At 60.7% G+C, this 14,102-nt stretch carries 17 protein-coding genes; all 17 read right to left on the reverse strand.

Features of this window, described 5'->3' with window-relative positions; genetic code table 11:
• Positions 1-14: 14 nt before the first annotated feature.
• A complete protein-coding gene (locus OO730_RS03110) occupies positions 15-173 on the reverse strand; it encodes a zinc ribbon domain-containing protein (protein WP_264983120.1) in 159 nt (52 codons plus the stop codon).
• 23 nt (positions 174-196) lie between these two features.
• Positions 197-538, reverse strand: coding sequence for a P-II family nitrogen regulator (locus OO730_RS03115; protein ID WP_264983121.1), 342 nt, complete (start codon positions 536-538; stop codon positions 197-199).
• Positions 535-1,326, reverse strand: coding sequence for a DUF1538 domain-containing protein (locus OO730_RS03120; protein ID WP_264983122.1), 792 nt, complete (start codon positions 1,324-1,326; stop codon positions 535-537). The genes OO730_RS03115 and OO730_RS03120 overlap by 4 nt, the downstream gene beginning before the upstream one ends.
• A 12-nt stretch (positions 1,327-1,338) precedes the next feature.
• Positions 1,339-2,106, reverse strand: coding sequence for a DUF1538 domain-containing protein (locus OO730_RS03125; RefSeq protein ID WP_264983123.1), 768 nt, complete (start codon positions 2,104-2,106; stop codon positions 1,339-1,341).
• Positions 2,107-2,335: 229 nt separating this feature from the next.
• A complete protein-coding gene (locus tag OO730_RS03130) occupies positions 2,336-3,793 on the reverse strand; it encodes an NADH-quinone oxidoreductase subunit N (protein ID WP_264983124.1) in 1,458 nt (485 codons plus the stop codon).
• 12 nt (positions 3,794-3,805) lie between these two features.
• Entirely contained in the window at positions 3,806-5,338 is a 1,533-nt protein-coding gene (locus tag OO730_RS03135; RefSeq protein ID WP_264983125.1) for a complex I subunit 4 family protein, read from the reverse strand.
• Positions 5,339-5,364: 26 nt separating this feature from the next.
• Complete coding sequence (locus OO730_RS03140) at positions 5,365-7,164, reverse strand: Na(+)/H(+) antiporter subunit D (RefSeq protein WP_264983126.1); 1,800 nt, start codon at positions 7,162-7,164, stop codon at positions 5,365-5,367.
• Positions 7,154-7,414, reverse strand: coding sequence for a hypothetical protein (locus OO730_RS03145; protein WP_264983127.1), 261 nt, complete (start codon positions 7,412-7,414; stop codon positions 7,154-7,156). Before OO730_RS03145 ends, OO730_RS03140 begins: the two co-directional genes overlap by 11 nt.
• Before the next feature lie 9 nt (positions 7,415-7,423).
• On the reverse strand, positions 7,424-8,968 hold the full coding sequence (locus tag OO730_RS03150; protein WP_264983128.1) for a monovalent cation/H+ antiporter subunit D family protein: 1,545 nt from the start codon (positions 8,966-8,968) through the stop codon (positions 7,424-7,426).
• 2 nt (positions 8,969-8,970) lie between these two features.
• A complete protein-coding gene (gene nuoK / locus OO730_RS03155; protein WP_264983129.1) occupies positions 8,971-9,279 on the reverse strand; it encodes an NADH-quinone oxidoreductase subunit NuoK in 309 nt (102 codons plus the stop codon).
• Positions 9,280-9,789, reverse strand: coding sequence for an NADH-quinone oxidoreductase subunit J family protein (locus OO730_RS03160; RefSeq protein ID WP_264983130.1), 510 nt, complete (start codon positions 9,787-9,789; stop codon positions 9,280-9,282). It abuts the gene before it with no gap.
• Between the two features lies 1 nt (position 9,790).
• Positions 9,791-10,381, reverse strand: a complete 591-nt coding sequence (locus OO730_RS03165) for a 4Fe-4S binding protein (protein ID WP_264983131.1) — start codon at positions 10,379-10,381, stop codon at positions 9,791-9,793.
• 10 nt (positions 10,382-10,391) lie between these two features.
• Complete coding sequence (gene nuoH, locus OO730_RS03170) at positions 10,392-11,354, reverse strand: NADH-quinone oxidoreductase subunit NuoH (protein ID WP_407681903.1); 963 nt, start codon at positions 11,352-11,354, stop codon at positions 10,392-10,394.
• A gap of 21 nt (positions 11,355-11,375) precedes the next feature.
• On the reverse strand, positions 11,376-12,548 hold the full coding sequence (locus OO730_RS03175) for an NADH-quinone oxidoreductase subunit D (protein WP_264983133.1): 1,173 nt from the start codon (positions 12,546-12,548) through the stop codon (positions 11,376-11,378).
• A gap of 42 nt (positions 12,549-12,590) precedes the next feature.
• On the reverse strand, positions 12,591-13,121 hold the full coding sequence (locus tag OO730_RS03180) for an NADH-quinone oxidoreductase subunit C (RefSeq protein WP_264983134.1): 531 nt from the start codon (positions 13,119-13,121) through the stop codon (positions 12,591-12,593).
• A gap of 3 nt (positions 13,122-13,124) precedes the next feature.
• On the reverse strand, positions 13,125-13,670 hold the full coding sequence (locus tag OO730_RS03185) for an NADH-quinone oxidoreductase subunit B (protein ID WP_407681904.1): 546 nt from the start codon (positions 13,668-13,670) through the stop codon (positions 13,125-13,127).
• Positions 13,649-14,026 (reverse strand): NADH-quinone oxidoreductase subunit A, encoded by a 378-nt coding sequence (locus OO730_RS03190; RefSeq protein WP_264983135.1) that lies wholly within the window; start codon positions 14,024-14,026, stop codon positions 13,649-13,651. The genes OO730_RS03185 and OO730_RS03190 overlap by 22 nt, the downstream gene beginning before the upstream one ends.
• Between the last annotated feature and the right edge of the window lie 76 nt (positions 14,027-14,102).

Consider the following 14,102-nt stretch of genomic DNA (forward strand, 5'->3'; position numbering starts at 1 on the left):
CGACAGGACCGGGCTCACGCCTTGTACTTGCTCGGCGGCAGCTTGGCCGCGCACTTGGCGCAGCTGACCGTCTTTCCCTTGTCAGCCAGCCGCACTTTCTGCCGATGGCCGCACTTCGGGCATTCCCGAAGCAGGTCCAACGCCGCCTGAAGCGCCGAAAAAAAGGCCCACATACGTCACCTCCGGAAAACTTGGGTTACAGATCGCGAATTCCTTCCTTGAAGTGCTCGATCTGGCTCTCCAGGCCGACGGCATTTTCCACAGGCAGGACATAGGCAATGCCCGTGCCCGGCTGGTCGAACTTCCCGGCGGTCCTGACGGCCTCCAGCACAGGGGCGACCAGGTGTTCCTCAAGCAGGAAGTAGATGAGGTCGGTCTGATCCTCCAGGGTCAGGCCGAAAAACGTATGCGCCTCGCGGATGCCGGTTCCGCGGCCCGTGATAATGGTGGCCCCGGTGGCTCCGGCCGCCTTGGCGGCATCCACGACCGGGTCCGTGATGTGCGGCTTGACCGATGCGATGATGAGTTTGAATCTCATGCGCTTCTCCTGGCGTCTTGTTTCTTCTTTCGACGGGCAGCCCAATGCGTGTACTGAGCATACCCCATAACGGTTATGATCGGAAAGAGGCTGGCAAAGGCGATCAGCCCGAAGCCGTCCAGGGCGGGATTCCTCCCCGGCACCGCCTCGGAAAGGCCGAGCCCGAGGGCCGCCACCAGCGGTACGGTCACCGTGGACGTGGTCACGCCCCCGGAATCGTAGGCCAGGGGGATGATCGTCTTTGGCGTGAAAAAGGTCTGGATGACGACGATGACGTACCCGACGAGGATATAGATGTACAGCGGCGTCCCGGAAACGATGCGAAACGTCCCCAGAGCGATGCCGACGGCCACGCCCACGGCCACGGTGATGCGCAGCCCCCATTGGGTGATGACGCCGCCCGACACCTCGCTGGCCTTGAGGGCCACAGCCAGAAGCGACGGCTCGGCAATGGTCGTGGAAAAACCGATCATGGCGGCGAACACGTATACCCAGGCGTAGGATGACCAATGGGACAAGGCGGCCACGTCCCCGTCCGGAGCCACGAAGGAAGGGCTCGACAACTGGGCGGCCATGATCCGGCCCACGGGAAACAATGCCTTTTCCAGCCCGATGAGGAACAGGCTCAGCCCCAGCACCACGTACACGCCGCCGACGATGAGGCGACGCAGATGCGGGATGGGCTGACGCAGGACAAACAACTGGAAGCAGACGATCAATCCGAGAATCGGAAGGATGTCTCGCAACGTGATCAGAAAGGTGTCGACAAATGGCATGATGAAGGACATTTCGTGTTCCGCCTACCCGAATACTACCAGACCGTATCCCATGACAAAGATCATGGGCAAAAGTGAAGCAAATGCGATCAGCCCGAAGCCGTCCAGGAGCGGGCTGCGCCCCTTGATGATCGAGGCCAGACCGACGCCCAGGGCCGCCACCAGCGGCACGGTCACCGTGGACGTGGTCACCCCGCCTGCGTCGTAGGCGATGCCGATTATTTCCTCGGGAGCGATCAGGGTCAGAAGCATGACCACCACGTACCCGCCGATGATGAGATACTGGACCGGCCAGCCGCGCAGGATGCGGAGCACGCCCACCAGGATGGCCACGCCCACGGACACGGCCACGGACAGGCGCAGGCCGAGGGCATACTGCCCCATGGCCTTCTGGGTCGAGGCGATCAGGTTCCCGTCCGCCGCGATGCTGGCCGCCTCGGCAGACACGGCGATAAGCGCCGGTTCGGCCACGGTGGTCGAAAAACCGAGGGCAAAGGCGAAGGTCAACAGCCAGAAAAGACTGCCCTTTCGGGCCAGCGCGTGGGCCATGGCCTCGCCGATGGGAAACAAACCCATCTCCAGCCCCTGGATGAAAAGGGTCAGCCCGACCACGACCAGCACGGTGCCCAACAGGACTTCGCCCAGATCGGGCAACGGCTGCCTGAGGACCACCAACTGAAAGAACGCTATCACCAGGACGATGGGCAGGAGATCCTTTGCGGATCCCCACAGCTTGCTCCCCACTCCCCGCAGGGTGACCCTGGTCAACGATGCCTTTTCCCTTTTACCCATGATCAGCTACCAACCCTTGTCAAAATTGCTCCATAACAACGGTATCGGCACAAAACGAGAAAGGCAATCAGAACCGTATCGTGTCGGCAATATTTCGGCTGAACAATGCTTCGTGTTGATTTTATGGTACAATTCGCCCCGGTACGGCATGGAAAGTCGCGACGCCACAAACGAAAAGCCCGGTTCGGCGTAGGCCGAACCGGGCTGGTTTATCGGTTGCGCGATGGGCCTAGTGGCCTGCGCCGCCCACGGCGTGGACGATGCCGTAAAGGGACTCGCCCGCGCGGATGGCGAAGTTGAACAGGGGGGCCGGGAGGATGCCGATGAGCAGCACCGCAGCGGCCAGCATGCCCGCGCCTGCGGAAGCGAACCAGCCGTTGTCCGGGGCCGCGACCTTGCCGGGAACCTTCTCTTCAGTGAAGGCGTGCCGGAACAGGGACAGGTAGTAGTAGATGGCGATGGCCGAGTTCAGCACCAGGGTGATGACCAGCCAGTTGTATCCGTGATCCCAGGCGGAGGTGATCAGGAAGAACTTGCCCATGAAGCCCATGGTCGGCGGCAGGCCGACAAGGGCGAAAGCACCGGCGGCCAGCGAGAACGCCAGCACCGGGGCCTTTTTATAGAGCCCGTTCAGGTCGGCCAGCTTCAGGTTGCGGCCGTCCGAGGCCACGCGGCTGACGATCCAGAACACGAGCAGGTTCATGAGCAGGTAGGCCAGGCCGTAGAAAGCGGCTGCGCCGATGCCCTCGGGGGTGCCGGAGACCAGGCCGACCATGATGTAACCCGCATGGGCCACGGACGAGAAGCCGAGAAGGCGTTTCAGGTCCGTCTGCGCCAGGGCCGACAGGTTGCCGAAGGTCATGGAACATGCACCGAGCACCGCCAGGATGGTGGTGATCTCCAGGCCGGGCTTCAGGAGCACGGCGAGGCGGCACAGGACCACGATGGCGCCCAGCTTGGGCATGGTGGCCACGAACGCGGCGGTCTCGTTGCTCGCTCCCTGGTACACGTCGGGGCACCAGAAGTGGAACGGGAACAGGGCCAGCTTGAAGAACATGCCGGCCAGGAACAGGGAGAGGCCGACAACGGCCATGGGGTTCTCGGCGAACGCCCAGGACTTGTCCATCAGCTCGGCGATGTGCGTGGTGTGCTGGGCGGCCATGATGTAGGACAAGCCGTACAGGGCTAGGGCCGTTGCCACCGCGCCGAACAGGATGTACTTGATGCCCGCTTCGGCAGCGCCCTTGTCTTTGGCGCGCAGCGGGATGATGGCGTACATGGAATAGGATGCCAGTTCCAATGCCAGGTAGATGGTGATCAGCTCGACTGCGGAGGCGAGCAGCATCAGGCCGAGCGTGGAGAAGCCGAGCAGCATGTAGTAGTCCGCCCGTTTTCCTTCAGCAAGGGTCGGCTGGCGCGATGCGTTGAGCACGACCACGTAGAAGCCGAACGCCATGACGATCTTGAAGAACTGGGACATCAGGTCCACTTTGTAAACGTCCCAGAACATGGTGCCGTGCAGGCCGAACCCCGTTATGGAGACGAAGAACGCGAGTCCCGCTCCGAACGGAAGCCATTTCTCGACCGGCGGTTGCCAGTTCCTGTCGCCCAGGGACTGGATCATGAGAACCAGTACCAGGGTCAGGAAGAACAGTTCCGGGACAAGTGCTGTGAGATTGAAGTTCACGACGGATGCCCCCTATTTCTTTCCTGCCAGGACGTTCAACACGTCCGCGGCAGCGGTTTGCAGCGGTTGCTCGGATTCGACAACCGCGACCTTGCGCTTGTCAAAGTCATTCAGCAGCTTGTCCACGGAGGGATCGATGACCTTGAAGAACGGCGTGGGTGCCAGGCCGATCCAGAAGACGAACACCGCGGGAATGGTCAGGTAGACCCACTCGCGGGCGTTGAGATCCCGCCACCCTGCGGCCGTACTGGGCTTGCCCCAGGCCATCTTCAGGGAAACGCGGAACATGTATGCTGCCGCCAGGAGCGCACCGGGCACGCAGAGCATGCCGATGATGGTGGAGTGCTGGAACGCACCCACGAAGACCAGGATTTCACCCACGAACCCGTTGGTTCCGGGGAAACCGAAGGACGCCAGCGCCATCAGGCCCCAGAAGAACATGAAGGCGGGCAGGTATTTGCCCAATCCCATATTCTTGGAGATGTCGCGGCTGTGGCTCCGCTCGTAGACGCAGCCGATCATCATGAAGAGCGCGCCCGTGACGATGCCGTGGTTGAGCATCTGGAAGAGCGCGCCTTCGACGCCGCGCTGGTTGAACAGGAAGATGCCGAGCGTCACGAAGCCCATGTGGCCCACCGAGGAGTAGGCGACCAGCTTCTTGATGTCGGATTGGCCGAGCGCAATGGCTCCGCCGTACAGGATGGACACGATGGAGATCGCGATCATCATGGGGGCGAAGTACTCGCTGGCCGCCGGGGTCAGCGGCAGGCAGAAGCGCAGGAAACCGTAGGTTCCCATCTTCAGCAGGACCGCCGCCAGGATGACGGAACCGGCAGAAGGCGCCTGGACGTGCGCTGCGGGCAGCCAGGTGTGGAACGGGAACATGGGGACCTTGATGGCAAAGGCGAGGGCCATGGCCAGGAAGGCCCAGAACTGGAAGCGGAAGCTGAAGTTCATTTCCATGAGTTCCGGAATGGAGAAGGTGCCGCCCGTGATGCGGAAGGCCACGATGGCCGCCAGCAGCAGGGTCGAGCCCGCCAGGGTGTACAGGAAGAACTTGAGCGAAGCGTACTTGCGCTCGTCGCCGCCCCAGACCGCGATCAGCAGGTACATGGGGATGAGCATGGCTTCCCAGAACACGTAGAACAGGACCAGGTCCAGTGCGCAGAACACGCCGAGCACTGCCGAGGTCATGAACAGCAGACAGAAGTGGAATTCCTTCTCGCGCTTGCCGATGTAGGTCCAGGAACACATGACGCACAGCGGCAGGACCGCGATGGTCAAAAGGACCATGAGTATGCTGATGCCGTCCACGCCGAGGTAGTACTGGAGTCCCCATTTGTGGACCCAGTCGATTTGCTCGACGAACTGGAAATCAGCGTTTAACTGGAAGTTGATCAGCGGAATGGCCAGCAGGCACTCGATGAGCGAGGCCGCCATGGTGTAGTACCTCACCACCTGCGGAGCCCGCAGGAAGAAGAGTCCGCACGCCGCAATCAACGGGAATGCAATCAATATTGTGAGTACCGGATATCCGAAGTCCAAAACTTGCTCTCCTTAGATTGTCCGGCTTAGCCGAAGTACCATACCAGGGCGAAGATGCCCAAGCCAAGAACGGCTGCCCACGCCAGGTAATCCTGCAGGTTCGCTGTCTGGGCCTTTGCCCCGAGCCTGCCGATGTTCCTGACGGTGTAGGCGGATCCGTCCACCACCGTGTCGATGCCCTTCTTGTCGAACCAGGAAGTGCCGTCACCCATGCCGATGAGCGAACGCAGGCCCACGGTCCGGTAGACCTCGGTCCAGACGTCGTCCACCTTGGACACCGGCCAGCAGACCGCCTTCATGGTCACCTTGCCGATGAGGCGGTAGAACCAGTCGAAGTCCAGGTTGAGTTTCGCGTGCGGGGTGATGATCTCGCGGGTCAGGTAGAAGGCCAGGCCGGAGAAGCCGAGCAACAGACCCGAGTTGATGACCTTGTCGACGGTCCAGGGAACGAAGTGATGTCCCTCGACCGGGAACGGCAGGTACTGGTAGAGCATGTGGGGATAGACGCCCTGCGCGATGCAGAGCAGGCCGCAGATGGCCATGCCCACGTACATGTTGACCGGGATGGGCTTGATCTCGCCCGTGTATTCCTTTTTTCCGCCCCAGAACGCGAAGTACGGGAGCTTGATGCCCACCGAGATGAACGTACCTACGGCGGCGATTTCCAGGCACAGGGCCAGGATGGTGCGGTGATGTTCCGCCGCACCGGCAATGGTCATGGTCTTGGAGATGAATCCGTTGAACAGCGGCATGCCGGAGATCGACAGGGCCGCAACCATGTACCAGACCATGACCCAGGGGAGTTTGGTGGCCAGGCCGCCGAGCTTGTCGAGCTTGGCAGTGCCCACCGAGTACAGGATCGCGCCGGTGCCCATGAAGAGCAGCCCCTTATAGAGGATATGGGCATAGGCGTGGGCCACGGCGCCGTTGAGCGTCATGGCTGTGCCGATGCCGATGCCCGCGACCATGTAACCGACCTGGGAAACGATGTGGTAGGACAGGATGCGCCGGGCGTTGTTCTCGATGCACGCGTAGAGCACGCCGAAGACGGCCATGCAGGTACCGGCGATGGCCAGGACCTCCCAGCCCGCGAAGCCGCGCGCCAGGACGTAGACCGCCGTCTTGGTGGTGAAGGCGCACATGTACACCGCACCGGCAACCGAAGCCCGGGGGTATGCGTCGGGCAGCCATGCATGCAGGGGCACCACGGCGGCGTTGACGCAGAATCCGGCCAGGATCAGCCAGTCGTAGAGGTGCGCGCCGGCAGGGTCAACCGCGTTGAAGGCGAAGCTGCCGGTGGCCTTGTACTTGAGCAGCAGGCCGCCGAGCAGGAACAGGCCGCCCACGGTGTGGTAGAGGAAGTACCGGAAACCGGCCCCCACCGACTCCTTGGTCCGCGCCTGCCAGATGAGGAAGGTCGAACCGATGGACATGAGTTCCCAGAACAGGAAGACCGTCAGCAAATCCCCAGCGAACACGCAGCCGAAGCCGCCTGCCACGTAGAGCGATCCGCAGACGAAGTGTCCCCTGTCCTCGACATGCATACCGTATATTGCGCCGATGAAGGCGATGATGGCGAAGACCTGACCGAAGACGATGGACAAAGCGTCCACGCGCCCCAGGAGCAGGGATTGATCGAGGTATTCGATGGCCCCGTAGTTGCCCGGCACGACCGTGAAGATCGAGTACAGGGCCACGAGCGGCGCGATGAGGGCCAACGCGCCCCTGAATGCCTTGTTCATCCACAACTGTGTGGGGACGAACGGCACCAGCAGGGCAAAGGCAAGGAAGGCCATGGAGGGATGGTAGAACACGCTAGTCTCCATAGTAGTCCTCCTTGCGGGCAATGAACGGCTGGATGACCTTCTTCATGATGATGACCATGCCCAGCCCCACGATAAGACCGAATCCGGCAAAGAACCCGGGGTACTTATCGAGACCGAAGTGCGGATGATGCGTGACAAATGGAACATTGAGCACCAGGAGCACTCCGAGCACGACGAAAAAGATGATTCGCCATGTCTTCCAGTTGTCTCTCCATTTGGCGAGCAGCTCGCCCAATCCATTTTGACTCATATATTCCCCCTAGAACTTGCCGAAGACGTTGACGAAGTTCAGGAAAGTCTGCGGATACAGACCCAAGAACACCGAGATGAACGCCGTGATGCACAGCGGTATGACCATGGTCAGGGACGGCTCGTTGAACTGGCCGATGTTCGCCTCCGGCGCGGGCTTCTTGAAGAAGGCGCGGTAGGTGATCGGCACGAAGTAGCCGGCGTTGAGCGCGGTGGACAGCAGCAGCGCCACCAGAAGCGGCCACTGGTGCGCGTCGAGCGTGCCGTTGACCAGATACCATTTCGAGACGAAGCCGCAGACCGGCGGCATGCCGATCATGGACAGCGAAGCGATACCGAAGGCAGCGAATGTCAGCGGCATCCTCCGTCCCAGGCCGTCCATGAGGCTGATCTTCTTCAGGTGGCAGGCGACATAAATGGCGCCTGCGGCCATAAAGAGTGTGATCTTGGAGAAGGCGTGGTGGGCGATATGCATGATGCCGCCCTGTACCGCCGAATCCACCAGCATGGTCACGCCGATGACGACGTATGAGAGCTGGGCCACGGTCGAATAGGCCAGCCGGGCCTTGATGTCGTCCTTGGTCAGGGCGATGAACGAGGCCACGGTCAGGGTGAAGGCCGCTATGTAGGCCGTGCCCAGGCCGACGGACAGGTCTCCGAGCCAGGAGCCCGGCGAACCGATGTAGACCTGGCTCATGGTCAGGGCCGCAGCGGTCTTGGTGCCGAAGGCGGAAAGCACGATGCGGCTGACACAGAACACGCCCGCCTTAACAACGGCCACCGCGTGCAGCAAGGCCGAGACCGGAGTGGGCGCGACCATGGCCGAAGGCAGCCAGTTGTGGAAGGGCATGAGCGCCGCCTTGCCGATGCCGAGGATGAACAGCCAGTAGGTCATGGCGACCAGCCTGGGGTGTTCGGCGATGACGTCGGGCGGGAACATGCCGTTCTGGATGTCCACGAGATTGAAGTCCAGGTGGCCGACCAGCACGTAGGTCAACACCATGGCCGGAAGGAGGAAGAGCTTGGAAGTACCCATCAGGTAGACGATGTACTTGCGTGCCCCCACCTTGGCTTCCTGGTCCTCGTGGTGATAGACCAGCGGGTACGTGAACACGGTGATGACCTCGTAGAAGAGGTACAGCGTGAACACGTTGGCGGACAGGGCCACACCCACGGCGCCGAAAATGGCCACCGCGAAGCAGATGTAGTACCGGGTCTGCGCATGTTCGTTGAGTCCCCGCATGTAGCCGATGTTGTAGCTGGTCACGAGGAACCAGAGGAACGTGGCGATCAGGGCGAAGACCATGGCCAGCCCGTCCGCCGCAAAGGCTATCGTGATGCCGGGGAGAATGGTGGTTACTTTGTAATACAGGACCTGGCCGGCGAGGACTTTCGGGATCATCGCGGCGACGGAACCGAATGCCAGAAACGCGCCGATGAAGCTGAACGCCTCGCGCCGGTTCTCCTCTCCCCTTCCGAGGTAGATGAAGAGCGGCACGAGCAGAGTGATCACCACCGGCAGAAGAATTTGACTATTTATAGTTACGCCTTCCATAGCTATTCCTTCAAAGTAGTGATGTCACTGGTTTTGGCGGATTTGAATCGCCGTGCGACGACGACGATCATGGCCAGGACCAGCGTGGCCTCGGCTGCGGCGAGCCCCATGACGAACAGGGTGCCGAGCTGGCCGAGGACCGCACTGAAGTCCGTGAGCTGCGCGGCCGCCACCATGGACAGCCCCGCGCCGTTGAGCATCAGTTCCACCGAGATCAGCATGCCGACAAGGCTCCGGCGCTGCGTGAGGCCGAACAGGCCCGCGCACAGGAGCAGCAAAGATACGATTTGATACAGGGTCAGAGCACTCATCTATTTCTTCCCCCTCTTTTCCCAGGTCAGGAGCACGGCTCCGGACATGGCTACCATGAGGATGACCGAGATCAGCTCAAAGGGCAGGAAGTACGATCCCAAAAGGCCGTCGCCGAGCTGCTTGATGGTCACCTCGACGGGAACGGCCACGGAGTCGACCGGCTTCTTCATGACCAGCCAGCCCAGAAGGGCCGCCGGGGCGAGGGTCGCCGCCAGACCGTATACATAGGTCTTCATGGGGGCCTTGCCGGATTCGTCGCCGCCCTTCTCCGCGCGGGTCAGCATGACCGCGAAGAAGATCAGGACGGAGACCGCGCCCACGTAGATGAGCAGCTGCATGAAGGCCATAAACGGCGTTGCCAGCAGCAGGTACATCCCGGCCACGCCGACCAGCGTCGTGATCAGGCCGACCAGGGCGCGGACCAGGCTGGAACTCGATACGGCGAGTATGGCCCCGCCGAGAATGACGAGGGTGTAAACGCCAAATGCCACTTTTGCCATGACTTCCATATTACGCCTCCTTCTCCGCCGCGGCCGGGGCCTCGGGTTTGGGCGCCGGAGCAGCCGCAGGCATTTCATTGGCCTGCTCCTTGAGCCGGGCGAGAAGATCGATTTTCATCTCCTTCCGGGAAGTCGCGACCCAATACACATTATTAGAGAACTTGAGCGACTTTGCCGGGCAGTTGTCGATGCATGTGCCGCACAGCGAACACAAGGTGTAGTCGTACTTGAACTTGGCCGGATTCTTGGGGGCCTTGGGCTTCTTGACCTTTTCCCCTGCTTCCTCGGCGGCCTTCATGGCCGCTTCCTCTTCCGGCGTGGGCTTGGGAGCCTTCTGCTTGACGACCGTCAGACATCTGCTCGGGCAGTTGGTCACGCACATCATGCAGGAGATGCACTTGGGCGTGGCCGGGTCCTTGGGCTTGCCGATAAGCTCGACATGCCCACCGTATGTCTGCAGATTCTCGTCGTCGATGACCTGACGCGGATAGTGAACCGTGATCAGGGGCTTGCAGAAGTACTTGCCCGTGATCTTCAGCCCGACGAGCAGGCTCCAACAGTCGAGAATCGGCTGAATTACATTTTCTTTGAATTTACCCATAATTATCCCCCTACAACTTCATGATCAGCGCTGTGGCCAACAGGTTGAATGTGGCCAGTGGCAGCAACCATTTCCAGTTGATGTTCAGCAGCTGGTCAAACCGAACGCGGGGGAAGGTCCAACGAGCCCAGACCATTAAGGAAAGCAATGCGTACGTCTTGATGAGCATCCACCACCACCCCTCGATGCCGGGGATGGGCCCGTGGAACCCGCCCAGGAACAGGACGGAGCACACGGAACACATGACGACCATGTAGCCGTACTCGGCCATGAAGAAGAGGCCGAAGCCCATGGATGAGTACTCGGTATGGAAACCGGCGGTCAGTTCGGACTCGGCCTCGGCCAGGTCGAACGGTGCGCGGTTGGTCTCACCGAACATGGCGATAATGAAGATGATGAAGGCCAGCGGCTGCTTCCAGATGATCCAGTTGCCGATGTGCCCGGCCTGCATGGAGGTGATGTCCACCAGGCTCAGGGAGCCGGTCATGAAGGATATGGCCAATACGGTCAGCAGCAGCGGAATCTCGTAGGCCACCGTCTGGGAGACGGCACGGGCCGCGCCGAGAACGCCCCATTTGTTGTTGGAGGCCCAGCCTGCCAGGATGACGGCCAGCCCGTTGAAGCTGGAGAACGCCAGGATGAGCAGCAGGGCGAGGTTGACGTCCATTCCCGTCAGCATGGGGCCGTACGGGATGGGCATGAAGAGCAGCAGCACCGGGATCATGGACAGGATCGGGGCCAGCCAGTAGAGGACGGCGTCCGCGTTGTCCGGGGTCAGGAGCTGTTTGCCCATGAGTTTCAAACCATCGATAAGCGGCTGAAGAGTGCCGTGGGGGCCGACCTCGAAGGGGCCGGGACGACGCTGGATGTGGCCCGCGAACTTGCGCTCGAAGTAGACCCACACCAAGGCGTTGATGCCCAGCCAGACCATGGAGGCGACGGCGGCGATGATCAGCGGCAATATGTATTGCATGAATACGTTCATTGATCCTACCTACCTGTCGATTTCGGGGATAATCAGGTCAAGGCTTCCCAGGATGGCGACGGCGTCGGCCAGGATGGTGCCCGTGGCAGCCTCGGCGAACGCGCTCAGATTGGAAAAGCCCGGTGCGCGCAACTTGACGCGGTAAGGGACCTTGCTTCCGTCGGAAACGGCATGGATGCCGATCTTGCCTCGTGCGCCTTCCACGTTGAAGTACGCCTCGCCCGCCGGCGGCTTCATGGACGGCTTGGGAGCCTTGTCCACGATATGCTTGCCTTCGGCGGAGTCCAGCTGCTCCAGAGCCTGCTCGATGATGCGCATGGACTGCTCCATCTCCGCGACACGAACCAGGTAACGCCCGGCCGAACAGCAGGAATCCTGCGTGGGGATTTCGAAGTCGAAGCGATCATACACGGAGTACGGCTCGTCCTTGCGCAGGTCGTAGGGAACGCCCGCACCGCGGACCACGGGACCGGTGCAGCCGTAGCGGCGGCACATGTCCTGATCCATGATGCCGATGCCCTCGATGCGCCGACGCAGAATGATGTTGTCCGTGACGAGGTCCTTGTACATGGGGAGCCGTTCCCTGAAGTGCGGGATGAACGCTTTCATCATCTCGATGCACTTGTCGTCGAGATCCATCTGGACCCCGCCGACGCGGAAATTGCTGTAGGTCAGCCTGGAGGCCGACGGCCTCTGCAGGATGTCCAGCAACATCTCACGATCATCGAACGCGTACATGATCGGGGTGAACGCGCCCAGGTCGAGGATGTAGGCCCCCCACCACAACAGGTGGGAAGTCAGGCGGTTGAATTCGGTCATGATGACGCGAAGGTATTCCGCCCTTTCGGGAATCTCGATTCCCATCAGTTTTTCGACCGCGCCCACGTAGGCCCAGTTCCAGGCCATGGCGTGTCCGTAGTCGACGCGACCCATGTTGGGGATGAAGCCTCCCCAGGTCTGGGTCTCGCCCATTTTTTCATGCATGCGGTGCAGGTAACCCAAGACGGGTTCGGCGCGGACGATGTATTCGCCGTCCACCTCGATCACGATTCGCAGAACGCCATGCGTTGACGGATGCTGCGGACCCATGTTGATGATCAAGGTATCGTCCTGCTTTCCGGCCTCGAACTTCTGGGTGTAGAAGTCACCCTTCATCTGTTCTAAATTTTGGTAAGCCGACATATACTCTCAGTCCGGTTTTTAATACCGACCGGTTGCCCCGGCCTACGCATCGGAGGCCTCCTCGGCCTCCTCCTCAGCTGCAAACAATGCCTCCACTTCCGCAGAGCAGGTCACGACCTCGCCGAGGCTGAGCACGTCCTTGATGGACTTGCGAACCTTGTCGGTCTTGACCAGCGGATGGACGTCCACGTCCTCGGCCGGCATCAGAAGCGGCACGAGATTGGGATTGCCCTCGAAGTTGATGCCGTGGAAGTCGCGGGTCTCCCGCTCATGCCACTCGGCACCCTGGAAAATGGAAGCGATGGACGGGACCACCGGGTTGTCCCGGCTGACGAGGACCCGGAGCACGATCCGTTCCTCAACGTTCCACCTATTAAAATGATAGTGCACCAAAAATCCCTCTTCAAAGTCCATGGCAAGGACGTCTTCGAGGGAATACTCGGCTTCATACAGCTTCCTGGCGGCCTTGACGATCTGGCCGGGTGCCAGGAAAACGGACCAGACGTGCCCGGTCGCACCCTTGTCCTGTTTGGCGACGCATTGGGTCGCCACGCCTTCAAGCACTTGCAACATATCCTAGCCCTCCACCTTGGCGGCCACGGGCCACCAACGTTTGCCGGTTATCAGGCGCTGCAGCTCGAAGAAACCTTCCAGGAGCCCCTCGGGCCTGGGCGGACAGCCGGGAACGTACACGTCGACGGGAATCAGCGTATCCACGCCCTCGATGACGTTGTAGTTGTCCTTGATCTTGAAAGGACCGCCGGAAATGGCACAGTTGCCCATGGCGATGACCCACTTGGGTCCGGGCATCTGCTCATACAGCCGGACGACCGAAGGAGCCATCTTCTTGGTCACGGTGCCGGCCACGATCATGACGTCCGACTGACGCGGGGAGGGCCGGAAGACTTCCGCCCCGAACCGGGCCATGTCGAACCGGGCCATGCCGGTGGCCATCATCTCGATGGCGCAGCACGCAAGCCCGAAGGTCATGGGCCACAGGGACATGGATCGACAGACGTCGAAAATGTCCTGGGCCAACTGGAGGTTGACGATGGGCGGGTCCATATGATGGTTGCCCGCCGTCAGATACTCCTTTTGCACTACTGAATCCTGCGCGGCCATGTAAACACCCCTTTCGCCCAAAAATAAATGACGGAAAGAATAAGAAATAACAGGAAGATGAAAACCTTTACAAAGGGAACCACGCCTTCGGCGTCGCCGTAGGCTGCGGAAACCGGAAACAGGTAAAGGACATCAACATCGAAGGCGAGAAAGATCAGGGCGTATACATAATAGGAAACGCCCCACCTCGACCACGAGCTGCCATAGGGAACCATGCCGCACTCGTACGGCATACCGACATCCCCGCCCCGTGCTTTGGGGCTGAGCAGCACTGCTAGGATTAAGGGCCCGACGGCAAAGAGCAGGCCGGCGAGCAAAAACAGAACGATAGCAAAATGTAGCCAGTCGAAAACCATACCCCATCCTTTGGCTGAAAATTGCGTAAAACTCTGAAAACACTTTTTTCCGAGAGTTAACGAACTCCATGCCCCT

Origin of the sequence: Pseudodesulfovibrio portus, assembly GCF_026000375.1 — a bacterium.
In the GTDB taxonomy this organism is placed as follows: Bacteria; Desulfobacterota; Desulfovibrionia; order Desulfovibrionales; family Desulfovibrionaceae; genus Pseudodesulfovibrio; species Pseudodesulfovibrio portus.

Excerpts from the sequence above, each read along its gene's own strand:
- OO730_RS03175 (WP_264983133.1), bottom strand. The coding sequence starts at position 12,548 with ATGTCGGCTTACCAAAATTTAGAACAGATGAAGGGTGACTTCTACACC.
- OO730_RS03115 (WP_264983121.1), bottom strand. The coding sequence starts at position 538 with ATGAGATTCAAACTCATCATCGCATCGGTCAAGCCGCACATCACGGAC.
- OO730_RS03120 (WP_264983122.1), bottom strand. The coding sequence starts at position 1,326 with ATGTCCTTCATCATGCCATTTGTCGACACCTTTCTGATCACGTTGCGA.
- OO730_RS03140 (WP_264983126.1), bottom strand. The coding sequence starts at position 7,164 with ATGGAGACTAGCGTGTTCTACCATCCCTCCATGGCCTTCCTTGCCTTT.
- OO730_RS03180 (WP_264983134.1), bottom strand. The coding sequence starts at position 13,121 with ATGTTGCAAGTGCTTGAAGGCGTGGCGACCCAATGCGTCGCCAAACAG.
- OO730_RS03145 (WP_264983127.1), bottom strand. The coding sequence starts at position 7,414 with ATGAGTCAAAATGGATTGGGCGAGCTGCTCGCCAAATGGAGAGACAAC.
- OO730_RS03150 (WP_264983128.1), bottom strand. The coding sequence starts at position 8,968 with ATGGAAGGCGTAACTATAAATAGTCAAATTCTTCTGCCGGTGGTGATC.
- OO730_RS03185 (WP_407681904.1), bottom strand. The coding sequence starts at position 13,670 with ATGGCCGCGCAGGATTCAGTAGTGCAAAAGGAGTATCTGACGGCGGGC.
- nuoK (WP_264983129.1), bottom strand. The coding sequence starts at position 9,279 with ATGAGTGCTCTGACCCTGTATCAAATCGTATCTTTGCTGCTCCTGTGC.
- OO730_RS03160 (WP_264983130.1), bottom strand. The coding sequence starts at position 9,789 with ATGGAAGTCATGGCAAAAGTGGCATTTGGCGTTTACACCCTCGTCATT.
- OO730_RS03190 (WP_264983135.1), bottom strand. The coding sequence starts at position 14,026 with ATGGTTTTCGACTGGCTACATTTTGCTATCGTTCTGTTTTTGCTCGCC.
- OO730_RS03165 (WP_264983131.1), bottom strand. The coding sequence starts at position 10,381 with ATGGGTAAATTCAAAGAAAATGTAATTCAGCCGATTCTCGACTGTTGG.
- OO730_RS03125 (WP_264983123.1), bottom strand. The coding sequence starts at position 2,106 with ATGGGTAAAAGGGAAAAGGCATCGTTGACCAGGGTCACCCTGCGGGGA.
- nuoH (WP_407681903.1), bottom strand. The coding sequence starts at position 11,354 with ATGCAATACATATTGCCGCTGATCATCGCCGCCGTCGCCTCCATGGTC.
- OO730_RS03110 (WP_264983120.1), bottom strand. The coding sequence starts at position 173 with ATGTGGGCCTTTTTTTCGGCGCTTCAGGCGGCGTTGGACCTGCTTCGG.